Source organism: Hyphomicrobium sp., from assembly GCF_036833075.1.
Lineage (GTDB): Bacteria > Pseudomonadota > Alphaproteobacteria > Rhizobiales > Hyphomicrobiaceae > Hyphomicrobium_C.
This window is the reverse complement of sequence record NZ_DAITQL010000007.1, coordinates 34,237-60,590: the sequence shown is the minus strand read 5'-3', so window position 1 is coordinate 60,590 and position 26,354 is coordinate 34,237. Positions and strand designations below refer to the sequence as shown.

General features: G+C 67.7%; 21 protein-coding genes. 14 read left to right on the top strand and 7 right to left on the bottom strand.

All coding sequences use genetic code 11. From position 1 onward, the window contains the following. The first annotated feature begins 168 nt into the window (after window positions 1–168). Window positions 169–1,026 (top strand): 3-deoxy-8-phosphooctulonate synthase, encoded by an 858-nt coding sequence (gene kdsA, locus V7082_RS03910; RefSeq protein ID WP_334146313.1) that lies wholly within the window; start codon window positions 169–171, stop codon window positions 1,024–1,026. A gap of 258 nt (window positions 1,027–1,284) precedes the next feature. Here kdsA and V7082_RS03905 read toward each other — a convergent pair whose 3' ends face one another. Beyond that, window positions 1,285–1,917, bottom strand: a complete 633-nt coding sequence (locus V7082_RS03905; protein ID WP_334146312.1) for a ChrR family anti-sigma-E factor — start codon at window positions 1,915–1,917, stop codon at window positions 1,285–1,287. Continuing rightward, window positions 1,918–2,451 carry a sigma-70 family RNA polymerase sigma factor gene (locus V7082_RS03900; RefSeq protein WP_334146311.1) on the bottom strand — a complete coding sequence of 178 codons (534 nt, stop codon included), beginning with the start codon at window positions 2,449–2,451 and terminating at the stop codon, window positions 1,918–1,920. It abuts the gene before it with no gap. Window positions 2,452–2,716: 265 nt separating this feature from the next. Between V7082_RS03900 and V7082_RS03895 the strand changes: the two genes are divergently transcribed. The 6 genes from V7082_RS03895 to V7082_RS03870 all read left to right on the top strand — a co-directional run bounded on the left by V7082_RS03895 (window position 2,717) and on the right by V7082_RS03870 (window position 11,623). Beyond that, complete coding sequence (locus V7082_RS03895) at window positions 2,717–4,612, top strand: monovalent cation:proton antiporter-2 (CPA2) family protein (protein WP_334146310.1); 1,896 nt, start codon at window positions 2,717–2,719, stop codon at window positions 4,610–4,612. Between the two features lie 122 nt (window positions 4,613–4,734). Continuing rightward, on the top strand, window positions 4,735–6,747 hold the full coding sequence (gene tkt, locus V7082_RS03890) for a transketolase (RefSeq protein ID WP_334146309.1): 2,013 nt from the start codon (window positions 4,735–4,737) through the stop codon (window positions 6,745–6,747). A gap of 176 nt (window positions 6,748–6,923) precedes the next feature. Next, on the top strand, window positions 6,924–8,123 hold the full coding sequence (locus V7082_RS03885) for a phosphoglycerate kinase (RefSeq protein WP_334146308.1): 1,200 nt from the start codon (window positions 6,924–6,926) through the stop codon (window positions 8,121–8,123). A gap of 204 nt (window positions 8,124–8,327) precedes the next feature. Further along, window positions 8,328–9,140: a cytochrome c biogenesis CcdA family protein gene (locus V7082_RS03880; protein WP_334146307.1), complete on the top strand. Its 813-nt coding sequence runs from the start codon at window positions 8,328–8,330 to the stop codon at window positions 9,138–9,140. Window position 9,141: 1 nt separating this feature from the next. Then, entirely contained in the window at window positions 9,142–9,960 is an 819-nt protein-coding gene (gene thiD / locus V7082_RS03875) for a bifunctional hydroxymethylpyrimidine kinase/phosphomethylpyrimidine kinase (RefSeq protein WP_334146306.1), read from the top strand. A gap of 400 nt (window positions 9,961–10,360) precedes the next feature. Next, window positions 10,361–11,623: an MFS transporter gene (locus tag V7082_RS03870; protein ID WP_334146305.1), complete on the top strand. Its 1,263-nt coding sequence runs from the start codon at window positions 10,361–10,363 to the stop codon at window positions 11,621–11,623. A 32-nt stretch (window positions 11,624–11,655) separates the two neighbouring features. Here the strand turns inward: V7082_RS03870 and mazG are convergent, their stop codons facing one another. Beyond that, window positions 11,656–12,546 (bottom strand): nucleoside triphosphate pyrophosphohydrolase, encoded by an 891-nt coding sequence (mazG, locus tag V7082_RS03865; RefSeq protein WP_334146304.1) that lies wholly within the window; start codon window positions 12,544–12,546, stop codon window positions 11,656–11,658. A gap of 219 nt (window positions 12,547–12,765) precedes the next feature. Between mazG and V7082_RS03860 the strand changes: the two genes are divergently transcribed. Then, complete coding sequence (locus tag V7082_RS03860; protein ID WP_334146303.1) at window positions 12,766–13,521, top strand: hypothetical protein; 756 nt, start codon at window positions 12,766–12,768, stop codon at window positions 13,519–13,521. A gap of 187 nt (window positions 13,522–13,708) precedes the next feature. Here V7082_RS03860 and V7082_RS03855 read toward each other — a convergent pair whose 3' ends face one another. Continuing rightward, window positions 13,709–15,259, bottom strand: a complete 1,551-nt coding sequence (locus V7082_RS03855; protein WP_334146302.1) for a leucyl aminopeptidase — start codon at window positions 15,257–15,259, stop codon at window positions 13,709–13,711. 450 nt (window positions 15,260–15,709) lie between these two features. On the opposite strand from V7082_RS03855, the gene lptF reads away from it, so the two are divergent. From lptF to rsmA, 6 genes are all read left to right on the top strand, one after another. Then, entirely contained in the window at window positions 15,710–16,987 is a 1,278-nt protein-coding gene (gene lptF / locus V7082_RS03850) for an LPS export ABC transporter permease LptF (protein ID WP_334146301.1), read from the top strand. Further along, window positions 16,987–18,096 carry an LPS export ABC transporter permease LptG gene (lptG, locus tag V7082_RS03845; protein ID WP_334146300.1) on the top strand — a complete coding sequence of 370 codons (1,110 nt, stop codon included), beginning with the start codon at window positions 16,987–16,989 and terminating at the stop codon, window positions 18,094–18,096. The genes lptF and lptG overlap by 1 nt, the downstream gene beginning before the upstream one ends. Before the next feature lie 93 nt (window positions 18,097–18,189). Then, window positions 18,190–20,559 carry an LPS-assembly protein LptD gene (locus V7082_RS03840; RefSeq protein ID WP_334146299.1) on the top strand — a complete coding sequence of 790 codons (2,370 nt, stop codon included), beginning with the start codon at window positions 18,190–18,192 and terminating at the stop codon, window positions 20,557–20,559. Window positions 20,560–20,777: 218 nt separating this feature from the next. Then, window positions 20,778–21,977: a peptidylprolyl isomerase gene (locus tag V7082_RS03835; RefSeq protein ID WP_334146298.1), complete on the top strand. Its 1,200-nt coding sequence runs from the start codon at window positions 20,778–20,780 to the stop codon at window positions 21,975–21,977. Continuing rightward, window positions 21,977–23,038 carry a 4-hydroxythreonine-4-phosphate dehydrogenase PdxA gene (pdxA, locus tag V7082_RS03830; protein ID WP_334146297.1) on the top strand — a complete coding sequence of 354 codons (1,062 nt, stop codon included), beginning with the start codon at window positions 21,977–21,979 and terminating at the stop codon, window positions 23,036–23,038. Before V7082_RS03835 ends, pdxA begins: the two co-directional genes overlap by 1 nt. Beyond that, window positions 23,035–23,970: a 16S rRNA (adenine(1518)-N(6)/adenine(1519)-N(6))-dimethyltransferase RsmA gene (rsmA, locus tag V7082_RS03825; protein ID WP_334146296.1), complete on the top strand. Its 936-nt coding sequence runs from the start codon at window positions 23,035–23,037 to the stop codon at window positions 23,968–23,970. Before pdxA ends, rsmA begins: the two co-directional genes overlap by 4 nt. Before the next feature lie 161 nt (window positions 23,971–24,131). Here the strand turns inward: rsmA and V7082_RS03820 are convergent, their stop codons facing one another. The 3 genes from V7082_RS03820 to V7082_RS03810 form a co-directional block, all read right to left on the bottom strand. Beyond that, window positions 24,132–25,184 carry an NAD(P)/FAD-dependent oxidoreductase gene (locus V7082_RS03820; protein WP_334146295.1) on the bottom strand — a complete coding sequence of 351 codons (1,053 nt, stop codon included), beginning with the start codon at window positions 25,182–25,184 and terminating at the stop codon, window positions 24,132–24,134. Between the two features lie 68 nt (window positions 25,185–25,252). Continuing rightward, window positions 25,253–25,573, bottom strand: coding sequence for a 2Fe-2S iron-sulfur cluster-binding protein (locus V7082_RS03815; RefSeq protein WP_334146294.1), 321 nt, complete (start codon window positions 25,571–25,573; stop codon window positions 25,253–25,255). Window positions 25,574–25,839: 266 nt separating this feature from the next. After that, window positions 25,840–26,262: an Hpt domain-containing protein gene (locus tag V7082_RS03810; protein ID WP_334146293.1), complete on the bottom strand. Its 423-nt coding sequence runs from the start codon at window positions 26,260–26,262 to the stop codon at window positions 25,840–25,842. Window positions 26,263–26,354 lie beyond the last annotated feature (92 nt).

Genomic DNA, 26,354 nt, shown 5'->3' with positions numbered 1-26,354 from the left:
CCCTTTGTGGGGGAGGCCGGGAGGGGAGACTGCAGAACAGTTGCTGTCGGGATCCCCTAACCTCCGACCCCTCCCACGTCGAGTCGGAGACTCGCCTTCGGCGAGATGGGGAGGGAGAATGACCGCGGTGCTCTCCCACTCCGCGCCGCAAGCCGTTATAAGGGCCCCATGAACCAGCCCGACTCCCTGAAGCCCAACCCGCGCGTCGCCATCGGCGGGCATACGGTCGCCAACGACGCGCCCATCGTCGTCTTCGCCGGCCCCTGCCAGATGGAAAGCCGCGCCCACGCGCTCGAGATGGCCGGCGCGCTGAAGGAGGCGGCCGGCCGCCTCGGCCTCGGGATCGTCTACAAGTCGTCGTTCGACAAGGCCAACCGCACCTCGCTCTCCGGCCGGCGCGGCATCGGCCTCGACGCCGCCATCGACGTGTTCGCCGAGATCCGCGAGACGTTGGGCCTGCCCGTCGTCACCGACGTGCACGAGAAGGAGCAGTGCGCGCTGGTCGCGCCCGTCGCCGACGTGCTGCAGATCCCGGCCTTCCTCTGCCGCCAGACGGACCTGCTGGTCGCGGCCGCCAAAACCGGGCGCACCGTCAAGGTGAAGAAGGGCCAGTTCCTGGCGCCGTGGGACATGAAGAACGTGGTGGCCAAGATCGTCGGCTCGGGGAACCCGAACGTGCTGCTGACCGAGCGCGGCACCTCTTTTGGCTACAACACGCTGGTGGTCGACATGCGGGCCTTGCCGCAGATGGCCGAGACCGGCGCGCCGGTGATCTTCGATGCGACGCATGCCGTGCAGCAGCCGGGCGGGCTCGGCGGCAGCTCGGGCGGTGACCGCCGCTTCGTGCCGGTGCTCGCGCGCGCGGCGGTGGCGGTCGGTGTTGCGGGCCTTTTCATCGAGACCCACGAGGCGCCCGACACCGCGCCGTCGGACGGGCCGAACATGCTGCCGCTCAAGGATTTCGAGCCCTTGATGCGCGAGCTGATGGCGCTCGATGCGCTCACCAAAAACCGCGCGGCGTCCTAGCGAGTTTCCGTTTCAGTGGAGCTGGCGCCTCGGCCCACGAAGCGTGTCTGGGCTCCGGCCTTCGCCGGAGTGACGGTGAGTTTGGGCTGCCGCGTTCCCACACCTAAAACGTCATCCTGGAATCATGGCGGAGCCATGCTACTCATGGACGGGCGAAAGCCATGCTCCGCATGGACGGCCGGGATCCAGACACGCCGATTGCTCGCACTGACGTGTTTCCATTCAAATCGGAAAGACCCTAGCGAAGCGCGGCCGAGGTCATTTCGCGCGGTCGGCGCCGCTGAACAACGGGTGCTTGTGCTCGCTCGCCATCAGGCAGATGCAACCATTCTGCGCGCAGGCGACCGGATTATGGTGCGTGTCCTCGTCGAGGTCGGCGACGTCGCCCGGAAGAAACGTGCCGAATTCGTCGCTGTAGCTTCCGCGCAGCACGAGCGTCAGCTCCCATCCCACATGCGTATGATCGGGAAAGGCGGCGCCCGGCTCGACCTTGAGCAGGCGCAGATCGCCGCAAGCCCCCGGTGAAAGGGCAATCGCGTGCGTCCAGAGCCCGCGCGCGACCGGATCCCACGACATCCTGTCGAGGCACGGGCCAACGCAGGAGACGAGAAACTGCGGGATCTCGCCCGCGCTCAGCACGCACGGCTCGCTCTTTTCGGGAGTGTCGGCCTCGGCAGCGCGCATGGTCGCGACGGGGGGAGGAACGGCGACGGTTTCAGGTTCGAGTGAATCGAACAGCGCCACGCCGATTTTCTGCATTTTGCGCGCTTCTGCGCGGCACTGGGGACAGACCGCGAGATGCGACGCGATGACGGCGGCACAGGCCTCCGGCTGACTCCCGGCCGAGCAGCACATGAGCGTCGCGATGTCCGGGTGATGCGTGATCGTCATCTATCTCAAGTCCTCGAGCGCGCCGCGGATCTTCTGGTAAGCGAGCCGCATGCGCGATTTCACGGTCCCGAGCGGCAACCCAAGTCGCTTGGCGATCTCGCTGTGCGACAACCCTTCAATAAACGCCAGATTGACCACTTCGGATTGGTCCGGCGGCAGCTCGGCGAGCGTGGCGCGCACGCGCTCGCCGCGCTCGCGCTCCGAGAGCTCCTCGTCCGGTCCCGGGTCCTCGGAGGCCCGCTCGTCGTTGTTTTCGGGCAGCGGCTGCCAGGCGACCTCCTTGCGCAGCCGGTCGATGCGGAGGTTGCGTGCGATCGTGAAGATCCACGTTGTCGCACTGCCTTTTTCGTCGGAGTAGAGCGCCGCCTTGCGCCACACGGCGAGCAAGGTTTCCTGCGCAAGCTCTTCCGCTGTGGCAGGGTCCGCACCCTGCCGCAGCATGTAGGATTTCACGCGCGGGGCGTACGTCTCGAAGAGAGCCTTGAAGGCCTCGACGTCGCCGTTCGCGGCGACTCGTTGCAGGAGATCAGCCATCGTCCTCGGAGCTTTGACAGCGAGAGACCGCCGGGCGTGCCCCTCATCGCGTACCCGGAGCATACCTGAACCTCGCTGCCAAGCCAGTGGTGCGCTCGGGGGCGCGCAAAGTCATGGCCTGGGCTCACCCATTTCCGCCCCGTACGCGAGAGAGGCGCGGCTGGATCTCAAAAAAAAAGAGCGAAGTCGGGTGCCATTGACAGTGGACGCCGCCGCGTCCGGCCTGTGAAGATAGAACGATCCCGTCGCGTCCGCCCGGTCAAAGATGCCACACGTTACGCTTTACGAGGTCGTCCTGCTGCTGGCTGCGATGGCCATCGCGCCGCCCTTGGCGCGCCGCTTCGGCATCGGCACGGTGCTCGGGTACCTGCTGGCGGGTATCCTGCTCGGACCCCACGTCTTCCGGCACTTCTTCACGGCGTACGACGCCCACGAGATCCTCGAGCTGTCGGAGTTCGGGATCGTGCTGCTCCTGTTCCTGATCGGGCTCGAGCTGCGCCCGAAGCGGCTCTGGGCGATGCGCAACGCCATCTTCAGGCTCGGCGGCGCGCAAGTCCTCCTGACCGGGCTCGTCCTGGCGGCCGCGGCGGCGGTCGCGGGCCTTGGCGCGAAAACGGCGCTGTTCGTCGGCCTGGTCCTTGCTCTCTCGTCCACGGCATTCGCGCTGCAACTCATGGAGGAGCAGGGCGACCTCGCTACGCGGCACGGACGGCTGGGCTTCGCGGTCCTCCTGTTTCAGGATCTGGCCGCCATCCCGCTGATCGCCTTCGTGCCCCTGTTCGCGACGACCGTCGCCGAGGCGTCCCGGGGCATGGATCTGGCGGCGACCGCGCGGGGCGTCGGGGCCATCGTATCGGTGGTCCTGATCGGGCATTTCGCGCTCGACAAGATGCTGCGGCTCGTCGCGCGCACTCAGGTCAAGGAAGCCATGACGGCGGCGGGGCTGCTGACCGTCGTCGGCGTGGCCATGCTGATGCAGATGGCGGGGCTCTCGGCGGCGCTTGGGGCTTTCATCGCGGGCGCTCTTCTCGCCGAAAGCTCCTATCGCCATCAGCTCGAAGCGGACCTGCAACCTTTCCAGGGGCTCCTGCTCGGTCTTTTCTTCACGGCCGTCGGCATGTCGATGGATCTGACGATCCTGCTCGCCAACCCCGGCAAGGTGCTCCTTCTGGCGGCGGCGCTCGTCGTCACGAAGACGCTGATCCTCTATGGGCTGGGCCGCCTCTCCGGCCTCGAGCCACGCGCCGCGCGCCGCCTCGGGCTGCTCCTCAGCCAGGGCGGCGAGTTCGCGTTCGTCCTGCTCACGGCCTCCGTGGCGGCCAATGTCCTGTCTGACCCGGTGAGCGATCTCCTGATCCTCGTCGTCACGATCTCGATGGCGGCCACGCCGCTTCTCCTGCAGCTCGAGAAAATCGTGACCGAGCGGCGGCGTCCCGACGGGCTCCCCGCCTACGACGACATGCTTCCGGCCAAGGACGAGCATGTCGTCATCGCCGGCTTCGGCCGCTACGGGCAGATCGTGGCGCGTATTCTGCGCGGCAAGAAAATCCCATTCATCGCGCTCGAGATCTCGTCCGAGCAGGTGCACCTCGTGCAGAAGTTCGGCTCGCGGGCGTTCTACGGCGACGCGAGCCGCCCCGAGATCCTGGAGGCGGCGCAAATCGGCAAGGCGCGCGCGTTCGTCATCGCCATCGACGATATCGAAGCGTCCCTCCGCGCCGCCGAGTATGTCCGCACGCGCCATCCCGAGGTGCCGATCTTCGCCCGTGCCCGCAACCGCAACCATGCCCACCAGTTGCTCGATGTCGGGGTCACGAGCATCCAGCGCGAGACGTTCCTGTCGGCCCTCGAGACGACGCGCGAGATCCTGGTCGGCCTCGGCTACGCCGAGCGCGAGAGCGACCGCGTGATCGAGACCTTCCGCGCGCACGACGAGCGCCGCCTGATGGAGGACTACGCCCATTACAGCGACGTGGAGAAGCTGCAGGCCAAGGCGAGAAGCGATGTGGCGACGCTCGAGCAGTTGTTCGCTGAGGACGCCGAGGAGCAGGCGCGCGAGGCGGCGGATGCCAGGGCCGCCGCACGGCCCGTGAAACCTCTGCCGTCGGCACAAAAGGCGGCCCCGCCCGCGGAGGTGCCCGCGAACGAGCGATCGTCCTGAGAGTGCGGCGATTTTGCGTTGCGCCGCGCCTGTCTCTGCGGGGTGCTCGCCGGGCCAGTGCGAGGTAGACGCCGCCCCGTACCCCCGCTAAATGTGCCCACGGCACAGCGGGAAGGACGAGAATGGGCGAGGCAGCAGATACCAATCCGGCAACCGTGGGCATGCGGGACATGGCGAATGCCATCCGCGCGCTCGCCATGGACGGCGTGCAGAAGGCCAACTCCGGCCATCCCGGCATGCCGATGGGCATGGCCGACGTGGCGACCGTGCTGTTTACCGAAGCGCTGCGCTTCGATCCCAAGGACCCCGCATGGCCGAACAGGGACCGTTTTGTGCTCTCCGCCGGCCACGGCTCGATGCTGCTCTATGCGCTGCTCTACCTCACCGGGTATCCGGAGATGGACATCGGTGACCTCGAGTCCTTCCGCCAGCTCGGAGCGAAGACGGCCGGCCATCCCGAGCACGGCCATGCGCCCGGCATCGAGACCACCACCGGTCCCCTGGGGCAGGGTATCGGCAACGCGGTCGGCATGGCGCTCGCGGAGCGGCTGCTCAACGCGCGCCTCGGCGACGATCTCGTCGATCACCGCACCTATTGCCTCGCTGGCGACGGCTGCCTCATGGAGGGCATCAGCCAGGAGGCGATTTCGCTCGCCGGGCATCTGAAGCTCGGCAAGCTCATCGTGCTGTGGGACGATAACTCGATCTCGATCGACGGGCCGACCAGCCTGTCGGTCTCCGACGACCAGGTCGCGCGCTTCAAGGCTTCGGGGTGGAACACGATCCGCGTCGACGGCCACGACGCCAAGGCCATCGCGGCCGCCATCGCCAAGGCGCGCGGAGATGCGTCCGCGCCCTGGCTCATCGCTTGCAAGACCGTGATCGGTTACGGCGCGCCGACCAAGGCCGGAAAATCCTCCACGCATGGCGAGCCGCTCGGGCCTGAGGAGATCAAGGGCGCGCGCGAAAAGCTCGGCTGGAGCGCGGCGCCGTTCGAGATCCCGCAGCCGATCCTCGCGGCCTGGCGCGCGCTGGGCGCCAGGGGCGCGGCCGAGAATGCCGCCTGGAAGCAGCGCCTCGCCAAGGCGCCCGCCGGGACGAAAGCCGCCTTCGAGACGCCCGTCGCTTGCTCGCGCGAGACGGCCATCGCCGACGCGATCGCCGCCGCCAAAGCGCAGTTCGCCGCCGATACGGCGAAGCGCGCCACCCGCGTCTGGTCGCAGCTCACCCTCGAGCACCTGGTTCCGGCCGTGCCGGAACTGCTCGGCGGCTCGGCGGACTTGACGCCGTCCAACGGTACGCGCACCAAGCATCACACGGCGGTCGGGCCTGGCAGCTTTGCGGGCGACTACATCCATTACGGCGTGCGCGAGCACGGCATGGCAGCGGCCATGAACGGCATCGCGCTGCACGGCGGATTCATCCCTTACGGCGCCACGTTCCTGGTCTTCACGGACTACTGCCGCCCGGCGATCCGCCTCGCGGCGCTGATGCGCCAGCGCGTGATCTACGTCATGACGCACGACAGCATCGGTCTCGGAGAGGACGGCCCGACGCACCAGCCGATCGAGCACCTGGCGGCGTTGCGCGCGATCCCGAACCTGCTCGTCATCCGCCCCGCGGACGCGCTCGAGACGGCGGAAGCCTGGGAGATCGCGCTCGCGCATCCGACGCGGCCGACACTCCTCGCGCTCTCGCGCCAGGCCGTGCCGACCGTGCTGCGCGCGGGCCCGGCGGCAGAGAACGCAACGGCCAAGGGCGGCTACGTCGTGAGCGGCGGCGAGGGGAGGCGCGACGTCACGCTGATCGCCACCGGCTCCGAGGTCGGGCTCGCGGCGGAGGCCGCTGCTCTGCTCGCGAAAGAGGGCCTCCACGCTGCCGTCGTCTCGCTGCCGTCGTTCGAGTTGTTCCGGGAGGAGACGCAGGCCTATCGCGACGCGGTGCTGGGCGAGGCCCCGCGCATCGCCATTGAGGCGGCTGTCGCCCAGGGCTGGCACGAATGGCTGCGTCCCGGCGACCGTTTCATCGGGCTCTCGGACTTCGGCGTCTCGGCGCCGGGCCCGAAGGCGTTCGAGCACTTCGGCCTCACCGTCGGCAAGGTCGCCGAGGCCGCCCGCGCCGTTGTAAAGGGTTAGAGTGCGTTTTGGCCGTGGGACCGTCATGCAGCACTGAAGCGTGTCTGGATCCCGACCTGCGCCGGGATGACGTCATAGTCGCTTTGGCCGTCTACCCTCATTCCCCGTCACTCCGGCGAAGGCCGGAGTCCAGACACGTGTGAACATAACTGCGCGCTCAACTCCACGCGGACACCATGAACCTGGACAAGCTCAAAACCACCGACGGCCTGGACCTCAAAGGCAAGCGCGTGCTGGTGCGCGCAGACCTCAACGTGCCGGCCAAGAACGGCGTGGTGACGGATGCGACGCGGCTCGAGCGTGTCGTGCCGGGGCTCAAGGATCTCGCCAGCCGCGGTGCGCGCGTGATCGTGCTCTCGCACTTCGGTCGCCCCAAGGCCGGCCCGGACAAGGAGAACTCCCTGGCGCCCGTCGCCGCCGCGCTCGGCAAGCTCGCGGGCGAGCCCGTCGCGTTCGCGCCCGATTGCGCGGGCGATGCCGCGGCCGGCGCCATCTCCCGATTGCCCGACGGCGGCATCATCGTGCTCGAGAACACGCGTTTCCATGCCGGTGAGGAGAAGAACGATCCCGCATTCGCGAAGGCGGTCGCCGCGCTCGGCGACATCTTCGTCAACGACGCTTTCTCGGCCGCGCACCGCGCCCACGCCACGACCGAGGGCCTCGCGCACCTGCTGCCCGCTTACGCCGGCCCGCTGATGATGGAGGAGATCAACGCGCTCCGCACCGCGCTCGAGAAACCGAAGCGCCCGGTGGCGGCCGTCGTCGGCGGCGCCAAGGTCTCGACCAAGATCCCCGTCCTCGCCAATCTCTCGGCCAAGGTCGACAAGCTCATCATTGGCGGCGGCATGGCCAATACGTTCCTGCTTGCCGGCGGGATCGAAATCGGCAAGTCGCTTGCCGAGTCCGATCTCGTAGGGACCGCCCACGAGATCATGCAGGCGGCGAAGGCCAGAGGCTGCGAGATCGTGCTGCCGCAGGATCTCGTGGTGGCCGAGCGCTTCGAGGCCGGTGCGCCGTCGCTGACGGTCATCACCATCGACGTGCCGAAGGACGGCATGATCCTGGACGTCGGCCCGAAAACGGTCGGGCACTATGTGGACGTGCTGTCGCGCTGCGAGACGCTGCTCTGGAACGGACCGCTCGGTGCGTTCGAGATCGCGCCGTTCGGGGAGGGCACGTTCGCGCTCGCGCGCGCCGCGGCGGAGCGCACCAAGGCCGGCACGCTGGTCTCCGTCGCCGGCGGCGGCGATACGGTTGCCGCGCTCAACGCGGCCGGCGTGACGGAGGATTTCACCTACGTCTCGGGCGCGGGCGGCGCGTTCCTCGAATGGCTTGAGGGCAGGGAACTGCCCGGCGTCGCGGCGCTGGCGCGGTGAGGCATGAGGTTCGAGACGAACATGGCGCTGAGGCCGCCCTCCCTTCCCCCCCCCCCTTGCGGGGGTGGTGGGGAGGGGGGGAATCCCAGGCGCCAGCGTTCTGGAGTCCCCCCACCCCTAACCCCTCCCCACAAGGGGGAGGGGAATGGGTCGGCGCGTCCGGCGCGGTCTGAGGGGGATTTTGACGCGAGGGGGCACCTCTGAATGTTCGCTGAAGCCCATCTCTATCTCGGCGTGGCGCTGGCCGGTCTCGTGAGCTTCCTCTCGCCTTGCGTGCTGCCGCTCGTGCCGCCCTATCTCGGCTACCTCGGCGGCACGACGTTCGAGGAGATGTCGAACGAGAAGGGGCTCGAGCGCGCGGTCTGGCGCCGCATCGTGCTGGCGTCGATCTTCTTCGTGCTGGGATTCACGACCGTCTTCATCGCGCTCGGCGCCAGCGCGTCGCTCATCGGCCAGTTCATCCAGACCTGGCGCGCCGAGCTCTCCATCGCCGCCGGCATCGTCATCATTCTCTTCGGACTGCACTTTCTCGGCGTGCTTCACATCCCGATCCTGGTGCGCGATACGCGCTATCACCACGCCAACGAAGGCGCGAGCTTCGCCGGCGCCTATGTCATGGGGCTCGCGTTCGCGTTCGGCTGGACACCGTGCATCGGCCCCATTCTCTCCGCGGTGCTGGCGCTCGCCGCCAACGAGGCGAGTCTCGGCGCGGGCGTGCGGCTGCTCGCCGTCTACTCGCTGGGCCTCGGCATCCCGTTCGTGCTGGCAGCCGTCGCCATCCGCCCGTTCCTCTCGTTCATGCAGCGCTTCCGCCGCTACCTGGGCCTCATGGAGAAGATCATGGGCGTGCTGCTGGTGCTGACCGGGATCGCGTTCCTCAACGTGTTTGACTGGTTCTCGATCCAAGCGATCGGCCAGTGGCTGATCGAGACCTTCCCGGGCCTCGCCCGCCTCGAGGAGATGATGACACCCGAGAGGCTGCAGGAGGACCTGCGCAACCTGACGCCCGGAGGGTGAGATGAGCGGCGGACACGGAACGCCCATTGCGCTCACCATCGCCGGATCGGACAGCTCGGGCGGCGCCGGCATCCAGGCCGACCTCAAGACCTTCACCGCTCTCGGCGTCTACGGCGCCTCCGCGATCACCGCGATCACCGCCCAGAACACGATGGGCGTGCAGGGTGTGCTGACGCTGCCGGCGGACATCATCGCGGCGCAGATGGCTTCCGTCGCCGCCGATCTTGCGGTCGGGGCCATCAAGACCGGCATGCTCGCTGACCGTACGACCGTGGAGACCGTCGCCGGCGGCCTTGCGGCCTTTGCCGGCCTTCCGCTCGTCGTTGATCCGGTGATGGTTGCGACCAGCGGCGACGTGCTGCTTGCGCCCGATGCGGTCGACGCCGTGCGCACGCAACTTTTTCCGCGCGCGACCGTCGTGACGCCCAATCTCGGCGAGGCCGCGCGCCTGCTCGAATGTCCCCTTGCATCCTCGCTCGACGAGATGGAGGCGCAAGGGCGCCGCCTGCTGGCGCTCGGCCCGGGCGCGGTGCTGATGAAGGGCGGGCATGACGTGGGGACGGATGCAACCGACATTCTCGTGCTGCCGTCGGGGTCGCTTCGCTTCGCCAGGCCGCGCATCGCGACGCGCAACACCCACGGCACGGGCTGCACGCTCGCTGCCGCCATCGCGGCCCGGCTCGCATGCGGCGACACGCTCGCGAGCGCGGTCGGTGCCGCCAAGGATTTCGTCTGGAACGCGATCCAGGCCGGGCAGGCGCTCGGCGTCGGCAAAGGCAACGGCCCGGTCGATCATCTGCACGCCCTCCGTCGCCCGTAGCGCCGCGCCTTCGCGGTGCCCGCAAAAATCGTATCGCGACTGCATTTTCAACCCCAGCGAGGTCTGTTGCTGCGATGCATCGCCGGGCAGCGAATGCGCTCCACCCGTCTTGTCACCACGGCGCGCTTCTGCAACTCTCCCCCTTGCGCAGCGCCGACGCCGGGGGGCGATCGAGCAGCGCGCAACGTAACTACGGAGCTTTGGCTACGAATGTTACGACGACTCTTGGGGGGAGCCGACCGGCGATCAGGGACGCCGATCAGCTCAGTAAAACCGGTCCGGATCATCCGGACCGGTTTTTTCTTTGCCGGCATCCGGTCCGCTCGCCGTTGCGCCGAACCTCTGTCGGACGCTCCCGTAACCGGACGCCCGTTCGGGATCGGAAACGGACAGGATTGCCATGGGGAGCGGGTCGAAGGACGGTGAGGGGAGCGCCCGTTTCGCGCTGACCGCCCGTCGCTCCTACAGCCTGAGGCTCGCCGCTTTCTACGGCGCCCTGTTCACCGTTTACGGCGTTCATCTGCCCTATCTGCCGGTCTGGCTCGACGTTCGCGGGCTTTCGGCCGAAGAGATCGCCGTCATCGCCGCCGCGCCCTACTTCCTGCGCGTCTTCATCACGCCGACGGCGGCCATGTGGGCAGACGCCACTGGGCAGCATCGGGCGTTGATCAACGGGCTCGCGTGGCTTGCGCTCGCGCTCGCCGTTCTGTTCGCGCAGATGAGCAGCTTCTGGCCGATCCTCTTCCTGGCGGTGCCGTTTGCGATCGCGGTGTCGACCACCGTTCCCCTGGTCGAGACCATCGCGGTTGCGGGCGTGCGCGCGCACGGGCTCGACTACGGCCGCATGCGGCTCTGGGGATCGATCACGTTCGTTGCGGCGGGATTCACCGGCGGCTGGCTGATCGATCATGTGGGCGCCGGCGCCGTCATCGGCTGCATCCTGGCCGGCGTGGTCGCGACCGTCGGCTGCGCCTGGCTCCTGCCGGAGCACGTCGGGACGGCGCGCACCGCAGAGCCTGCGCCCCGCATACGAGCACCGGCGCATGCCTTTCGCGAGGCGAGGAAGCTCGTCGCCTCTCCGCTGTTCCTCGCGTTCCTCCTGGCGTCCGGCGCCGCCCAGGGCGCGCACGGCATGTTCTACACCTTCGGCGCGCTCGCCTGGCACGCGCAGGGGATCTCGACCGCGTGGGTGGGGACGCTGTGGGCCATCGCGATCGCGGGCGAGGTGGCGCTCTTCGCTTATTCGGGCAACGTGATCCGGCGATGGGGGCCCGCGACGCTGCTGCTCGCGGGCACGGCCGCGTCCGTGCTCCGCTGGACGCTGATGAGCTTCTCCCTGCCGCTTGCCGCGCTGATCCCGCTGCAGACGCTGCACACGCTGACCTACGGCGCCTCGCACCTCGCGGCCATGCATTTCATCTCGCGTGCGGTTCCGGAAAGCGCGCAAGGCACGGCACAGGCCCTCTATGCAACGGTCGCCTCGGGGCTCCTGATGGGCGGCGCCACGCTGATGTCGGGATGGCTCTACGCGTCGGCCGGCGAGCGCGCCTACCTGTCGATGGCCGCGCTCGCGGGGCTGGGGCTCGCGGGTGCCCTCGTGATCCGCGCCCGCTGGAACGGCGGCCTCCTGTGGCAGCCTTCGCAACCGCCGTCGTCGTCCTGAGGCGGGAGGGGCAGGGTTGGGCGACGGGGCCTCTACGGTCCCTGCTTCTCCAGCGCCTTGGCCTCGTCCCAGAGCGCGTCCATTTCGGCCAGGGTCGAGTCCGCCGGAGCGCGGTTGCCTTCGGCGAGGCGCCGCTCGATGTGATGGAAGCGGCGCACGAACTTCTGGTTGGCGGCGCGGAGCGCGGCCTCGGGATCGAGCTTCAGGTGGCGGGCAACGTTCGCCATCACGAACAGAAGATCGCCGAACTCCTCCTCGAGTTCCGGCGTGGGGCCCGGGCGGTCCGCCGCCGCGCCGCGCGGGTCGGCCGGGAGGGCCACCTGCTCGAGCTCTGCCAATTCCTCGCGCATCTTGTCGAACACGGGCGCGAGCGAGGGCCAGTCGAAGCCAACCTTCGCCGCTTTGTCCTGCAACTTGATGGCGCGCGTCAGGGCCGGGAGCGCAAGGGAGACGTCCGCGAGCAGCCCGTCGCCCCGGCGTCCGGCGGGCAGGGGGCCGGCTGCCGCCGTTGGCTGCGCCTCATCGCGCGCGGCCGCCTTTGCCGCGCGCTCCTCGGCCTTGATCTTCGCCCAGAAGCCCGGGGCGGCGCCGGCGGCGCGCTCCTCGTTGCTGCCGAACACGTGCGGGTGGCGGCGGATCATCTTGGCGGTGATGGCCTCGACCACGTCGCCGAACGCGAAGGCGTGCTGCTCCTCCGCCATGCGCGCATGATAGACGACCTGCAGCAGGAGATCGCCGAGCTCGTCCTTGAGATCGACGAGATCGCGGCGGGCGATGGCGTCGGCCACCTCGTAGGCTTCCTCAATGGTGTAGGGGGCGATGGTCTCGAAGCTCTGCTCGAGGTCCCACGGGCATCCGGTGCCGGGTGCGCGGAGCGCGGCCATGATCTCGATGAGGCGCGCGATGTCTTGCGAGGGTGTCATGTCTTGCGATGGCGTTAAGGGAATTGGTGCGTTTCTCCGGAGCGGCAAAGTCTCGCTCCGGTCAGGCGCGACCCTAGCGGAGCGTGCACCGGCTGGCGAGGGGAGGTGCGGCTCTTCGCAAGCAAGCGGGTGGCGCTCGGAAAATCGGTTTGCAGCCGGTGGGAAGCGCTTTAGCTTGGGCGGCATCGTCCGCCTGAAGACCGCAAGCGCCCGCCCGCCATGATCGTCCTTCGCATTCTGCTCAACGGCGTGATCATGGCGGCGGAGATGGCTGCCGTCGCCGCCGTCGCCTGGTTCGGCTTCACCTATCCGTTCCTGTTCGCCGCCGTCACGGCCGCGCTGAGCTTTGTGCTCGGGCTCAGGCTCGAGACGCGGCGGCTTTCGTTCGAGCTTCCGTTCTATTTCGAGGGCGCACGCGCCCCGCGCCTGCTGCTCGTGGGCGTGGTCGGTACGGTCGAGGCGCTCATGAAAGGCGTGCTTGCGGGGCTTGCGGCCCTGTTCACGTTCGCCGGCACGGACAGCACGCGGCTCTTGTGGGTCGCCGTCGTATTCGGCCTCACGGTCTACGCCGGGGCGAGCGCGCTTCGCAGTCTCTCGGTCTCGTTCCGCGCCCAGCCCTGGCGCTGGGGCTACTTCCGGCTCGCGCCACCGCTCGGGCTCGCATTCTCGGCCGGCATCGCGGCGCTTGCGGCTGTCGGCATGCTTGGTGCGGCGAGTGTCGGCGAGATCGGTTGGAAGCTCGTCTGGGAGCTGCCGCAGAAGCCGTCCGTGAGCCAGGTGAGCGAGCTCTTCTTCCAGCTCAAGCAGGCGTTCGACGAGTTCATCGTCACGGTGCTGTCCCAGGTTCTGAGCCCGGAGTGGGCGCGGCTCGCCGGCATCGTGGTCAGCGTCAACGTGCTGACGGGCTTCGTGGCGTCGGTCTATGCGACTGTGATCGCCGCCGTGGTGCGGGCGGCCGAAGAGGGACTGCCGTAGGCTGGTGCGGGTTGGATCCTGGAGCTCGGATCGGCATTCGGGATCGCCGCCATATTCTCCACATCTATCATTCGCATAATATATATTATGGAAAATAACATACTATACATATGTAATAACAGAATGTTAAATCTGAGTTTGTTCTGGCGATCCGGCGTCAGCCGAATCGCCATCCGCGGCTCGGCGGCTACTTCTCGGCCTTCTCAAAATTCTCGGCAACGAAGCGGTCCAGGAGCTGGACGCCCCAGCCAGAGCCCCAGCTCGTGTTGATCTCGCTCTTCGGCGCGTCCATGGCGGTGCCCGCAATGTCGAGGTGCGCCCAGGCGACGTCCTCCTTGATGAAGCGCTTCAGGAACGCGGCGGCCGTGCAGGCTCCGCCCCAGCGCCCGCCCATGTTCTTCACGTCGGCGTTCTTGCTGTCCATCATCCGGTCGTAGGACTTGTCGAGCGGCATGCGCCAGACCTTCTCGCCCGTGGCCTTGGATGCGGCGATGAGCTGGTCGGCGAGCTTGTCGTCGTTGGCGAAGAGGCCGGCGAAGTTCTTGCCGAGCGCCACCATGATGGCGCCCGTGAGGGTTGCGAGGTCGATGACGAAGCGCGGCTTGAAGCGGTCCTGCACGTACCAGAGCACGTCGGCGAGCACGAGGCGGCCCTCGGCGTCGGTGTTGAGGTTCTCGACGGTCTGGCCCGAGAGCGAGACGACGATGTCGCCGGGGCGCGTGGCGGTCCCCGACGGCATGTTCTCGACGAGGCCGATGATGCCGATGGCGTTGACGGGCGCCTTGCGCGCGGCCAGCGCGACCATGACGCCGACGACGGCCGCCGCGCCGCCCATGTCGCCCTTCATGTCCTCCATGCCGGCGGCCGGCTTGATCGAGATGCCGCCGGTGTCGAAGACGACGCCCTTGCCGACGAACGCGAGGGGTTTCGCCCGCTTCGACTTGGCGCCGTGCCACTGCATGATGGCGACGCGGGCCGGGCGCGCGCTGCCCTGGGCGACCGAGAGCAGCGTGTTCATGCCGATCTCCTTCAGCGCCGCATCGTCGAGGATCTCGACCTCGAGGCCGGTGTGCTCGAGCGCCTTCACGCGCTCGGCGAACTCGACGGGCCCGAGGATGTTGGCCGGCTCGTTGACGAGGTCGCGGGCGACGTAGATGCCGTCGGCGACGGCGCGCCTCGCCTCGAAGGCGGCTTTCGCCTTCTCCGGATCGGCGCAGTGCACGACGAGCTTCGTCAGGCGGTCGGCGGGGGGCTTCTGCTCGCCGTTGCCGGCGCTGCCGTCATCGCCGTTCTTCTTCGTCAGGTATTTGCGGAATGCGTAGTGGCGCAGGAGCGCGCCGAACGCCAGGTTCGCGGCGATGACCTCGGGTTTGATGCCACCCGCGTTCGCGACCTCGGCGACCAGGCTCGCTTCCGACACCTTGCGGGCCGTGATCTGCCCCAGCGCATAGCCGCCGGTCGTCGCCCAGTCGCTTTCCTCCTGATCGGCCGCCTTGCCGGTGCCCACCAGAACGAGGCGCTGCACGTCGAGCTTCTGCGGCGCGAGGATCTCGATCGAGGTCTTCTGCTTGCCCTTGAACTCGGCGGCCTCGGCCGCCTTGATAAGCTGGCCGCCGCTGCGGCCGTTGAGCGACTGGACAGCCGGCGACAACGCGAGATCGTGTCCGACGAGGACAGCGCAGGCGGGTTCGTGCGCGGCGTCGAGCCGGGCGAAAACGATTTCGAGCGGGGTGGTCATGTCTTGCTGGTGCTCCTCGGGGAACGTGGGACTGGCAGGGTGCCCGTCGTCGGGCCGGGCCGCGGACGCGACGCTGCCGCACGGCGTCTCGGCGCAGGCCGGGCCGTGCTCCAACATGGGCGGGGGTGCTTTTCGATCTTCGTTGTGGAAATTAGCCTCTCGGCGGCGAAGTGCAAGCCATGGCAGTCTAAATCTCGGGGCCGGATCAAAGGGCCGCGGATCTTGTGGCGCGTTGCGCCCCGGGCGCCTTCCGAAGCCGCCCCGGAAATCCGCTAGCGGCTTGGAGAACAGTCGAAATTCCGCCATCGTGACATGGAACGAGACGGCAACTGAACAGGGGGAGTCTGGATTGCGCCGCCGCACAGCCGCACCGTGGCCGCCGCTCGCGCCCCTGCGTCGGGTCCCCGCCCCCGCGGCCCGATCCCTGGTGGTGCGCGGGACCGGTGTCCCATGACGATCTTCTCGCGATACGTCTTCCGGCAGACGGCGGGCGCGCTGATGCTGGTGCTGCTGTCGCTCACCGGCATCGTCTGGATCTCGCTCGCGCTGCGCGAGCTCAACGTCGTCACCAGCGACGGGCAGAGCGCGCTGACGCTGATCAAGATGACCACGCTCGGCATCCCGAGCTTCGTGGCCGTCATCGCGCCGTTCGCGTTGCTGATCACCTCCATCCACACGCTGAACCGCCTCAACAGCGACAGCGAGATCATCGTGCTCACGGCGTCGGGCGCGACGGCGTGGACGATCACCAAGCCGGTCGTGGCGCTGGCGCTGGCGCTGATGGCGTTCGTCTCGTTCGTCAACCACTTCGCCGCGCCGTGGAGCTATCGCCAGCTGCGCGAGATCGTGGTGCAGGTGCGCACCGACCTGCTGACGCAGGTGATCCAGCCGGGCCGCTTCTCCAGCCCCGAGAAGGGGCTCACCTTCCACATCCGCGAGCGCTCGCTCGACGGCACGCTGCACGGCCTCGTCATGCACGACACCCGCAAGGACAACGAGGTCCAGTCCTACCTCGCGGACAAGGGCATCCTGGTCGAGGACAAGGGCGGCACGTACCTGTTCATGATGCAGGGGCACATCCTGCGCCGCAACGGCGGCATGACGGAGCCGACGCAGATCATCGCCTTCGACAAGTACGCGGTCGATCTCGACAGCTTCGAGAAGCGGACGGACGGGGGCGCACCGGAGCTCAGGGCGCGCGAGCGCTATTTCAGCGAGCTCATCGAAGACCCCGGCACGCCGGATGCGGCGGCGGCGGATCCGGGAACGGCGGCGGGCGACGCCGCAAAGCCCGGCAAGAAATCCAAGAGCAAGGACAGCGACGAAGGCCGGCTGCGCTCCGAGTTGCATGAGCGCTTCTCGAGCGCGCTCTATCCCCTCGCCTTCGTGCTGATGGCCGTCGCGATGGTCGGCCAGGCGCAAAGCACGCGCCAGAACCGCCATGCCCGCATGGGCCTCTGCTTCCTGATCGGGGTGGGGCTGCGGCTGGCGGGGCTGGCTGTCAACAACGTCGTGACGCTTTCCGCGGGCGCGGTGCCTTTTCTCTACGCGATCCCCCTCGCCGCCATCGGCGTCTCCCTCGCCCTGATCGCCCGCGGCGCCCGGCCGTCACGAGGGGCAGCCCTCGACGCTGTGCTCGAGGCGATTTCAGGCATGGCGGAGCGGCTCAGGCAGCGGTTCGGCCGGCGCGCCTGGGCGAATGCCGGCGGACCCGGGGGAGCGCCATGATGGGCTTCCGGCCTGGGATCTCGACGCTCTCGATCTACATCGGCACGCGTTTCCTGGTCGCGATCTTTGCCGTGTTCGGCCTCTGCACCGTATTGATTTTCATGATCGATTTCGTGGAGATGCTGCGCCAGGCCGGCAAGTACGGCAGCGTGTCCGGATGGGTGCTCGCCTGGATCACGATGCTGCGGTTGCCGGCCTATACGGAGATGCTGCTGCCGTTCGCCGTGCTGGTCGGGTCGATCGGCGCGCTGCTGATGCTGGCCCGCAAGAGCGAGCTCGCGGTGATGCGCGCGGGCGGCATGTCGGTCTGGCAGTTCCTGCGCCCTGGGATCGCGGTTGCCGTCCTCCTCGGCCTCGCGAGCTCCATGGGGTTCAACCCGCTCGCGGCCTCGGCGCGCGACCGCGCCGAGCGCCTCTATGCCGAGGTGTTCGGCCGGGAGCCGAGCGGCGCTCTCGGCAAGAGCTCGAGCAGCGGGCCCTGGCTCCGCCAGGACGGGCTCGACGGCCAGTCCGTGATCAACGCCGCCTCGGCGCGCCGCCGGGGCACCGAGCTCACCTCCGTGACGGCCTTCGTCTACGACAAGACCGGGACCTTTAGCGAGCGGGTGGACGCCAAGGCGGCAAAGCTCGAGGAAGGCTACTGGGTGCTCCAGGATGCCCTGGTCTCGGGTATCGGCCGCCAGCCCGAATCGTTCGACAGATACCTGCTGTCAACGTACCTCACGCCGGAGCGCGCCGCCGATGCTTTCGGGAGCGTCATCTCGGTCTCCTTCTGGGAGTTGCCGGACCTTATCTACATTGCGGAAAAAGCGGGACTTTCCACAGCTTCCTTGCGCACCCAATACGCGTTGCTGCTGACCCGTCCTCTGCTGTGCATAGCGATGGTCTTTTTGGCGGCAACTGTGTCGTTGCGGTCATTCCGCTCGGGGGGGATCCAGACTATGGTCGTCACCGGAATGGTTGGGGGCTTTGGATTTTTCCTTTTCGCGGAGATTTCCAGGCAAGCCGGGACGGCTGGCCTCGCTCCGGTGTGGGCGGCGGTTTGGGTTCCGGTTCTTCTCGCCATTCTTTGTTCGGTCACGGTGCTATTGCACCAGGAGGACGGCTGAGTGATGCGTGTTGCGCGCACATTGCTGGCGACATGCACCGAAATTTACACCTCGCTTCCCCGTCTCAAGACGGCGGACCGAGGGCGTTTGCGCTTGATTTATCCCAACATTCCGCACCTTGCGCGAACCCCCTTGCGGGCCTGGCTCGCCCTCCTCCTCGTCCCCGCTCTCCTGGCCCTTCCGCTGGCCGCGGGGTCGGCTGAGGCGCAGGGCTCGAAGGAGCCGTCCGCCTTCCCAGAGCAGCCCGGCGGCATGTTCGGCAAGCCGCAGAAGTTCGACAAGACGCTGCCGCTCTACCTGCAGGGCGACGAGCTCATCTACGACAACGCCGGCAATCGCGTGATCGCGCGCGGAAATGTCGAAATCTACTACAACAAGAACGTGTTGACGGCTGATCAGGTCATCTACGACCGCAGCGCCAACACGCTCACCGCATCGGGCAACGTCGAGCTCAAGGAGGCCAACGGCAACATCATCCGTGCCGACAACTACACGCTGACGGACGACTTCCGCGACGGCTTCGTGCAGTCGCTGTCGGTCGTCACGCGCGACAATTCCCGCATCACCGCCTCGCGCGGCGAGCGGCGCGAGGGGAACATCACGGAGTTCTCCGACGCGACGTTCACGGCCTGCAAGAGCGACGGGAACACGCCGCCGCTCTGGTGCGTCGGCGCGCGGCGGATCATCCACGATCAGCAGGCGGGCACGATCTCGTACCAGGACGCGGAGTTCAGGCTGTTCGGCACCACGGTTGCCTACTTGCCGTACTTCGAGCACCCCGACCCGTCGGTGAAGCGCAAGACGGGCTTCCTGGCGCCGGGCTTCGGTAATTCGAACGACCTCGGTTTCTTCACCGAGATCCCCTACTACTTCGCGCTGTCGCCGCAGTTCGATTTCCTGTTCAACCCCCGCTACATGACCGATCAGGGCGTCATGTGGCAGGGCGAGTGGCGCCACAAGCTCGCCAGCGGCGAGTACACGGTGAGCTTCGCCGCCATCGATCAGGACGCCGACAAGCTGCCGAGCGGCAACCAGAACCTGGACGGCTGGCGCGGCAGCCTCGAGACGCACGGCCGGTTCTCGCTCGCGAGCTGGTGGAGCTACGGCTGGAACGCGATCATCGAGAGCGACGATACGTTCCGCCGCTTCTACAAGCTCGACAGCGTGCTGCTCACGGATCGCATCAACGACATCTGGCTGGTCGGCCAGGGCGACCGCAGCTACTTTAGCGCCAAGCTCTATCAGTTCGGCGGGCTCCTGGTGGAGGACAACGACGAGACGGAATCGCTCGTCCATCCCATCATCGATCACAACTACGTCTTCAAGGATCCGATCGTCGGCGGCGAATTGCGCTGGAGGTCGAACGCGCTGAGCTTCTCGCGCTCCGACACCGCGAACCAGAGCAAGGACTTCATCTCGCAGGACATGAACCGGTTCATCACCGAGATCAAATGGCGCCGCCGCTTCACCGACGCGATCGGCATCACCTACACGCCGTTCGGCGAGGTCCGCGGCGACGTCTACCAGATCAACTATGAGGATTTCTCGGCTCCCGGCGTCGATCTCGACGACACGTTCCTGCGCGGTCTGGCGACGGGCGGCGCGACGGTCTCCTATCCGTGGGTCGCCAACGCGGGGGCGACCTCGCACGTCATCGAGCCGATCGGCCAGATCGTTGCCCACAACTCGCACGTCGATCAGGCGCTCTATCCGAACGAGGATGCGCAGAGCCTGATCTTCGACGACACTAACCTGTTCGATACGACCAAGTTCTCGGGCTACGACCGGCTCGAGACGGGCGTGCGGGCCAACGTCGGCGTGCAATACACGTTCCAGGGGCCTGTCGGCTACGCGCGCGTCCTCGCGGGGCAGAGCTACCATCTGTCGGGCGACAACGCCTATAACGAGAACAGCTTGACGTTCAACCCGCAGAGCGGCCTGGAAACGGACACCTCCGACTATGTGCTCGGCGCCTACCTGGCGCCGACGGATGTGTTCCGCGTGATCTCGCAGTCGCGCTTCGACGAGGACGATCTCACGCTCCGGCGCCAGGATCTGTCGGCGGTCTTCAGCTACGGGCCGCTGCTCGCCGGTACGACGTACACCTACGGAAGCGTGTTCCTCAACGACGCGGGCACGCCGACCTATGACGAGCAGGAAGAAATTCTCGGCTACGCGACGCTGCGCCTGACGGACCGCTGGACCCTCTCCGGCTCGCTCCGCTACGATCTCGACAACGACAAGGTGCTGACGGATTCGATCCGGCTCGCCTACCTCGACGAGTGCTTCATGCTGAGCGCGACCTACAGCGAGACGTTCATCACGGACGAGGAGCGCGACATTCGGCCTGACCAGGTCGTCATGCTGCGCTTCGAATTCAAGCATCTCGGCGGCTTCAACTACGAGACGAACGTCGTCAATACGCTGGGCGGAGAGGACGCGACCGGGATCAAGGTCCCATAGCGGCGGGCACCGGCCGATCGCCCAAGGTCATGACCTGGGCCCGGCCTGGGTGGGCCTCGATGCCTTGGCGATGCCACGGTTGATGTGGATAAGGCGCGAGGTCTTTGCGCCCGCGCCGGCCCGGGGTTATGCTCGCGTCCGCTTGCCTGTTGCAGGCTCGGCCGGTCCCCGAAGTCAATCCGATGTCGCGATCGCGGCCTGCTGACGAGACAGCCTTGATGCCCCTTTTGACCCGAACCATAGCCCTCCTCTCCGGCGCTTCCCTGCTCGCCGCCGGATTTTGCGCGCCCGCCGCTTCCGCCGCCGAAACGGGCCGGTCCGCCAATATCGATGCGTCCGATCCCAGGGATGGGGGACTCGCTCCGCGCAAGAAGGGCGGCCAGTCCATCGCCGTGCTCGTCAACGACGAGCCGATCACCGCTTACGAGATCGAGCAGCGGGCGGCGTTCATCGCGCTCCAGGGTGGCGGGGGCGGGGAGGATTTCAAGGCCAAGGCCGAAGCCCGCTGGAAGTCCATCGTTCAGAACCCGAAGACCAACGATCGCTTCAAGGAGATTCTGCAAAAGAACAACGTGCAGACGCAGGAGGAGGCGCGCGCGCTGCAGACGAAGTTCATCAAGCAGTTGCAGGCCGACATGGTGGCCGATCTCAAGCGGGAGGCGCGCTCGAGCGCGCTCGCGGGCTCCAAGGGCAAGGCGAAGGAAGAGCTGATCGAGGAGAAGATCAAGCTGCAGGAGGCGAAGCGCCTCAACGTCACGGCCGACGAGGCCGACGTCACGCGCATCATCTCGGGCATCGCCGAGCGCAACAAGATGACGATCGAGCAGTTCGGACAGCACATGAAGAGCATGGGCGTCGACATCAATACGATGAAGGCGCGCTTCCGCGCCGAGATGTCGTGGCGCGAGGTCGTGCGCCGGCGGTTTGGTCATATGGTCGCCATCTCGGACCGTGAGGTGGACCAGTTCGTCGCCAACGCCCCGGTGGCCGTGCAGAGCGACGTCGAGTTGCAGGTCCAGCGCGTGACGCTGCCGCTGCCGGCGGCGGTCGACCAGTCCATCATCGCGCGGCGCATTGCGGAAGCCGATGCGCTGGCGCGGCAGTACAAGGGGTGCGCATCCCTGCCGGAGCTCGCCCAGTCGGTGGGCGGCAAGTTCGAGGACCTGGGCCCGCGCAAGCCTTCGACGCTTGCGGAGCCGACGCGGAGCCTCCTGCTCAACGCGAGCGAGGGCGACCTCCTGCCGGCGAGCGTCGGCCAGACCGGCGTCGAGCTTTGGGCGCTCTGCGGGCGCAAGTCGAGCGCGGAGAGCTCGGCGCGCGAGTCGGCGCAGAATGAGCTTCGCCAGCGGGAGTTCGAGGTTCTCGCCCAGAAGCACCTCAAGGACCTCAGGCAGGACGCGGCCATCGAGATCCGCTGATGGGTGCGCGCGAGCCAACGGAGGCGGCCTCCGCACCCCTCGCCCTGACGATGGGAGATCCCGCCGGCATCGGCCTCGACATCACGCTTGCGGCGTGGCGCGCGCGGAAAACCGCGGCGCTGGCGCCGTTCGTCGTGCTCGGCGACGCAGCGGCCCTTTCGGCGCGCGCCGAGGCGCTGGGCATCGAGGTTCCGGTTGCCACGGTCGCGGGCCCCGCCGAGGCGCTTCGCGCGTTCGAGACGCATCTCCCGGTCGAGCCAGTCCCCTGCCCTCAGCCCGTGGTGCCAGGCCGGCCCGACGCGCGCAATGCGCCGGCCGTCGTCGATGCCATCACGCGCGCCGTGGACGCCGTGCGATCGGGCGCGGCGCGCGCGGTGGTGACGAACCCGATCGCCAAAAACGTGCTCATGGATCACGGCTTCCCCCATCCCGGCCATACGGAGTTTCTGGGAGCGCTCGCGGAGGATCGCTTCGGGGTCAAGCGCGCGCGCCCCGTGATGCTGCTGGCCTCGGCCGAGCTCAAGGTCGTCCCCCTCACCGTCCACATCCCGCTCAAGGATGTGCCGCAGGCGATCACGACGCAGGCCATCGTGGCGACAGGCAAGATCCTCGGCCGCTCGCTCACGGACGACTTCGGGATCGCGACGCCGCGGATCGCGGTGACGGGGCTCAACCCGCACGCCGGCGAGGAGGGTAAGCTCGGCTCGGAGGATGCTGCCGTCATCTCGCCCGCCATCGCCGCGCTCAGGGACGTGGGGCTCGACGCCACGGGCCCCCATCCCGCCGACACGCTCTTCCATGCTGCCGCGCGCACGACCTACGACGCGGTGCTCGCCATGTATCACGACCAGGCGCTGATCCCGATCAAGACGCTGGCCTTCGATACCGGGGTCAATGTCACCATCGGTCTGCCGTTCGTGCGCACGTCGCCCGATCACGGCACCGCGTTCGCGATCGCCGGCACGGGGCGGGCGCGCGCCGAGAGTCTCATTGAGGCGCTCAAGCTCGCCGACCGGATGGCCCGGCGGCGCGCTGCGGCGGGCTCCGGACCTGCGCGATGAGCCTGCCCGGCGACGAGAACAGCGAACCGGCACCGATCGGAACGCAAGGCGGCGCGAGTCCCGACGGGCTCGATCCGCTGCGCGATGTCATCCGCCGTCACGACCTCGCCGCCAAGAAGAGCCTCGGGCAGAATTTCATCCTCGACCTCAACCTCACGCGCCGCATCGCGCGCGCGGGCGGGCCCGTGGACGGCCGTACCGTGGTCGAGGTGGGGCCCGGCCCGGGCGGACTGACACGCGGGTTGCTGATGGAAGGCGCGGAGCGGGTCGTCGCGGTCGAGCGCGATCACCGCTGCCTGCCGGCGCTTGCCGAGATCAGGGGGCGCTATCCGGGGCGCCTCGAGGTTCATTCCGGTGATGCGCTCGAAACGGACTGGCGCACGCTTCTCGGCACGGGTACGGGTACCGGAAAGGCCGCGGGCAAAGCGGTGATCGCGGCCAACCTGCCCTACAATGCGGCCACGACGCTGCTCGTCGGCTGGCTCGAGACCGAGCCCTGGCCGCCCTGGTGGGACCGCATGGTGCTGATGTTCCAGAAGGAGGTCGCCGAGCGCATCGTCGCGCCGCCGGGCTCCAAGGACTACGGGCGCCTGTCGGTCATCTCACAATGGCGGTGCGAGGCACATATCGCGCTGACGCTCAAGCCCGAGGCCTTCACGCCACCGCCCAAGGTCTCGTCGGCCGTCGTCGTCTTCACGCCCCGGGACGCGCCGCAACCAGCCTGCTCGGTCAAGGCGCTGGGACGGGTGACGGCGGCGGCGTTCGGCCAGCGGCGCAAGATGCTGCGCGCCTCGCTCAAGACGCTGGTGCCCAATCCCGAGGAGCTGTTGGATGCAGCCGGGATCGCGCCGGAGCTGCGGGCGGAGCGGGTGAGCGTGCGCGATTTCGCGAAGCTCGCCCTCGTCTACGAGCGCTCCATCGCGGGGCGGTGATCCTATTTCAGGCGTGTCTGGACCCCGGCCTGCGCCGGGGTGACGTTTGCATGTGTTTGATGCGGGCTGTCCCAACCACTCGGTCATCCGGCGTCACGGCGGAACCATGGTGCGCATGGACGGCCGGGATCCAGGTACGTCAAAGCGGATTGGAAAGCGTCCTACTTCACGCCGAGCTTCTTCTGCAGGCTCGAGGACGAGGTCGTGTACTGGAACATCAGCTTCTTGTCGGGATGCACGTACTTGTGCGCCTGCTGCGCCATCAGCGCCACCTCGTGGAAGCCGGACAGGATCAGCTTCAGTTTGCCGGGATACCAGTTGATGTCGCCCACGGCGAAGATGCCCGTCTCGCTCGTCTCGAACTTCTCGGTATCGACGAGGATGAGGTTCTCGTTGAGGTTCAGGCCCCACTGCGCGACGGGGCCGAGCTTCATCGTGAGGCCGAAGAACGGCAGCATCGCGTTGGTGACGATGCGCTCCTCTGTGCCGTCCGAGGTCTTCACGGTGACGGCTTCCAGGTTGCCGTTCTCACCGTGGAGCTTCGTCACCTGGCCGATGACGAGGCGAATCTTTCCCTCCGCCACGAGCGCGCGCATCTTGTCGACGGAATGGGGAGCGCCGCGGAACTCGTCGCGCCGGTGCAGAAGCGTCAGCGAGTTGGCGACGGGTGCGAGGCTCAGCGTCCAGTCGAGCGCAGAATCGCCGCCGCCGACGATCAGCACGTCCTTGCCGCGGAAACTCTCGATCCGGCGCACGGCATAGAACACCGACGTGCCTTCGTAGGCTTCGATGCCCTCGAGCGGCGGGCGCTTGGGCGTGAACGAGCCGCCGCCCGCGGCGATGACGATGACCTTGGCCGAGACCTCACGGCCGGCATCGGTCTTGAGATGGAAGCGGCCGTCCTCGCCGCGCGCGATCTCGTCCACCCGCTCGCCGAAAACGAACTCGGCTCCGAAGGGCTTGATCTGCTCCAGGAGGCGGTCTGTCAGCTCCTTACCGGTGACGGTCGGCAGCGCCGGTATGTCGTAGATCGGCTTTTCCGGGTAAAGCTCGGCGCACTGCCCGCCCGGCCGGTCCAGGATGTCGATGACGAGCGTCTTGATGTCGACCAGGCCGAGCTCGAAGACCGCGAACAGGCCGACCGGGCCGGCACCGATCACGACGGCGTCGATCTCTGTGGCTCCGGTGTCCGCGGCCGCGATGTCGAGCGCCATGGTCGATCTCCTGAGTTACGGTTGTCCGCTGGGGCGCGCCTGGCGATGACGATACCCCGTTTGCGGTGTCAGAACTGCTTCGCCGGCACGCGGACCGTCAGCCCGTCCAGCTCCGGCGTGACCTTGATCTGGCACGAAAGCCGGCTCTCCTTGCGCACGTCGAACGCGAAGTCGAGCATATCCTCCTCGATCGAGGCAGGCTTTCCTGTCTTCTCGACCCATTCCGGGTTCACGTAGACATGGCACGTGGCGCAGGCGCAGGCTCCGCCGCATTCCGCCTCGATGCCCGGGACATCGTTGAGCTTGGCCGCCTCCATGACCGTGACGCCGGGCTCGGCTTCAACGGTCTGGCTTGCGCCGTCGGGTTGAACGAACGTGAGTTTCACCATCGACGGCTGCTCCAATACCCGTTGTGCCCCAGAGACTGCGGGCACTCGCCTGTCTTCTACGGAGGAATGTGGCGGCAGGATTAATGGGCCCGTCCCGCGAATTCAAGCTTCCGCGTCGCCGCGGGGTGAAGACACGCAGGCACGGGTTGCATCCGCATTCGGACGTGCATCCCGGCGAGCGGGTGCTCCGAGGGCCGCAGCTCGCAAGGCGGGTCCGTCGCGAAAACCCTCGCGTCGGCGCTCGTCCGATCAATGAGGGATATGGCTCAGCCGGCCGGGAAGGTTGCCGTGACGTAGCTCTCGGCCGTTTCGCAAGCCGCTTCCAGGGTGGCGAGGATCCGGTCGCGCTCGACCTCGTTGGCGAGGCCCGGAGACAGCTCGGCCTCACGCGCCAGCGTCGCGATCTGCCAGGCCCCGACGGCGCGCGCCGATCCTTTGATGGTATGGGCCGCGATCTGCCATTCGCGGTCGGTTGCGGCGAACCGCAGTTGCTCGATGCTGAGCGGAAGCTGGGCTAGGAACAGGCCCAGGATCTCACGCTCGAGGGTCGGGCTGCCGAGCGTGTAGCGGGCCAGATGGGCGCGATCGATCGGGTCGGCGCCCGGCACGGCGCCGGCGGGCGGCTCGACGAAGCCGCGAATGTGGCCGTTGCGGCGAACGCGCGCAGTGCGCTCTCTCAAAGGACCCATGGCGTTCAGACCCTGTTACGGGAGGTTGTCGATCTCACCGGAGCCCAGCGGCGGCCCCGGATCGGCGCGTCCCCGTCCATCGGAGGGACGAG

What these genes read in the sequence shown, in the direction of transcription:
- tkt (WP_334146309.1), top strand. Translation starts at nt 4,735, where the DNA reads ATGGGCGAGGCAGCAGATACCAATCCGGCAACCGTGGGCATGCGGGAC.
- V7082_RS03885 (WP_334146308.1), top strand. Translation starts at nt 6,924, where the DNA reads ATGAACCTGGACAAGCTCAAAACCACCGACGGCCTGGACCTCAAAGGC.
- V7082_RS03900 (WP_334146311.1), bottom strand. Translation starts at nt 2,451, where the DNA reads ATGGCTGATCTCCTGCAACGAGTCGCCGCGAACGGCGACGTCGAGGCC.
- V7082_RS03815 (WP_334146294.1), bottom strand. Translation starts at nt 25,573, where the DNA reads ATGGTGAAACTCACGTTCGTTCAACCCGACGGCGCAAGCCAGACCGTT.
- V7082_RS03880 (WP_334146307.1), top strand. Translation starts at nt 8,328, where the DNA reads ATGTTCGCTGAAGCCCATCTCTATCTCGGCGTGGCGCTGGCCGGTCTC.
- rsmA (WP_334146296.1), top strand. Translation starts at nt 23,035, where the DNA reads ATGAGCCTGCCCGGCGACGAGAACAGCGAACCGGCACCGATCGGAACG.
- lptF (WP_334146301.1), top strand. Translation starts at nt 15,710, where the DNA reads ATGACGATCTTCTCGCGATACGTCTTCCGGCAGACGGCGGGCGCGCTG.
- V7082_RS03905 (WP_334146312.1), bottom strand. Translation starts at nt 1,917, where the DNA reads ATGACGATCACGCATCACCCGGACATCGCGACGCTCATGTGCTGCTCG.
- V7082_RS03835 (WP_334146298.1), top strand. Translation starts at nt 20,778, where the DNA reads ATGCCCCTTTTGACCCGAACCATAGCCCTCCTCTCCGGCGCTTCCCTG.
- lptG (WP_334146300.1), top strand. Translation starts at nt 16,987, where the DNA reads ATGGGCTTCCGGCCTGGGATCTCGACGCTCTCGATCTACATCGGCACG.
- V7082_RS03870 (WP_334146305.1), top strand. Translation starts at nt 10,361, where the DNA reads ATGGGGAGCGGGTCGAAGGACGGTGAGGGGAGCGCCCGTTTCGCGCTG.
- V7082_RS03895 (WP_334146310.1), top strand. Translation starts at nt 2,717, where the DNA reads ATGCCACACGTTACGCTTTACGAGGTCGTCCTGCTGCTGGCTGCGATG.
- mazG (WP_334146304.1), bottom strand. Translation starts at nt 12,546, where the DNA reads ATGACACCCTCGCAAGACATCGCGCGCCTCATCGAGATCATGGCCGCG.
- V7082_RS03810 (WP_334146293.1), bottom strand. Translation starts at nt 26,262, where the DNA reads ATGGGTCCTTTGAGAGAGCGCACTGCGCGCGTTCGCCGCAACGGCCAC.
- thiD (WP_334146306.1), top strand. Translation starts at nt 9,142, where the DNA reads ATGAGCGGCGGACACGGAACGCCCATTGCGCTCACCATCGCCGGATCG.
- V7082_RS03860 (WP_334146303.1), top strand. Translation starts at nt 12,766, where the DNA reads ATGATCGTCCTTCGCATTCTGCTCAACGGCGTGATCATGGCGGCGGAG.
- pdxA (WP_334146297.1), top strand. Translation starts at nt 21,977, where the DNA reads ATGGGTGCGCGCGAGCCAACGGAGGCGGCCTCCGCACCCCTCGCCCTG.
- V7082_RS03820 (WP_334146295.1), bottom strand. Translation starts at nt 25,184, where the DNA reads ATGGCGCTCGACATCGCGGCCGCGGACACCGGAGCCACAGAGATCGAC.
- V7082_RS03855 (WP_334146302.1), bottom strand. Translation starts at nt 15,259, where the DNA reads ATGACCACCCCGCTCGAAATCGTTTTCGCCCGGCTCGACGCCGCGCAC.
- kdsA (WP_334146313.1), top strand. Translation starts at nt 169, where the DNA reads ATGAACCAGCCCGACTCCCTGAAGCCCAACCCGCGCGTCGCCATCGGC.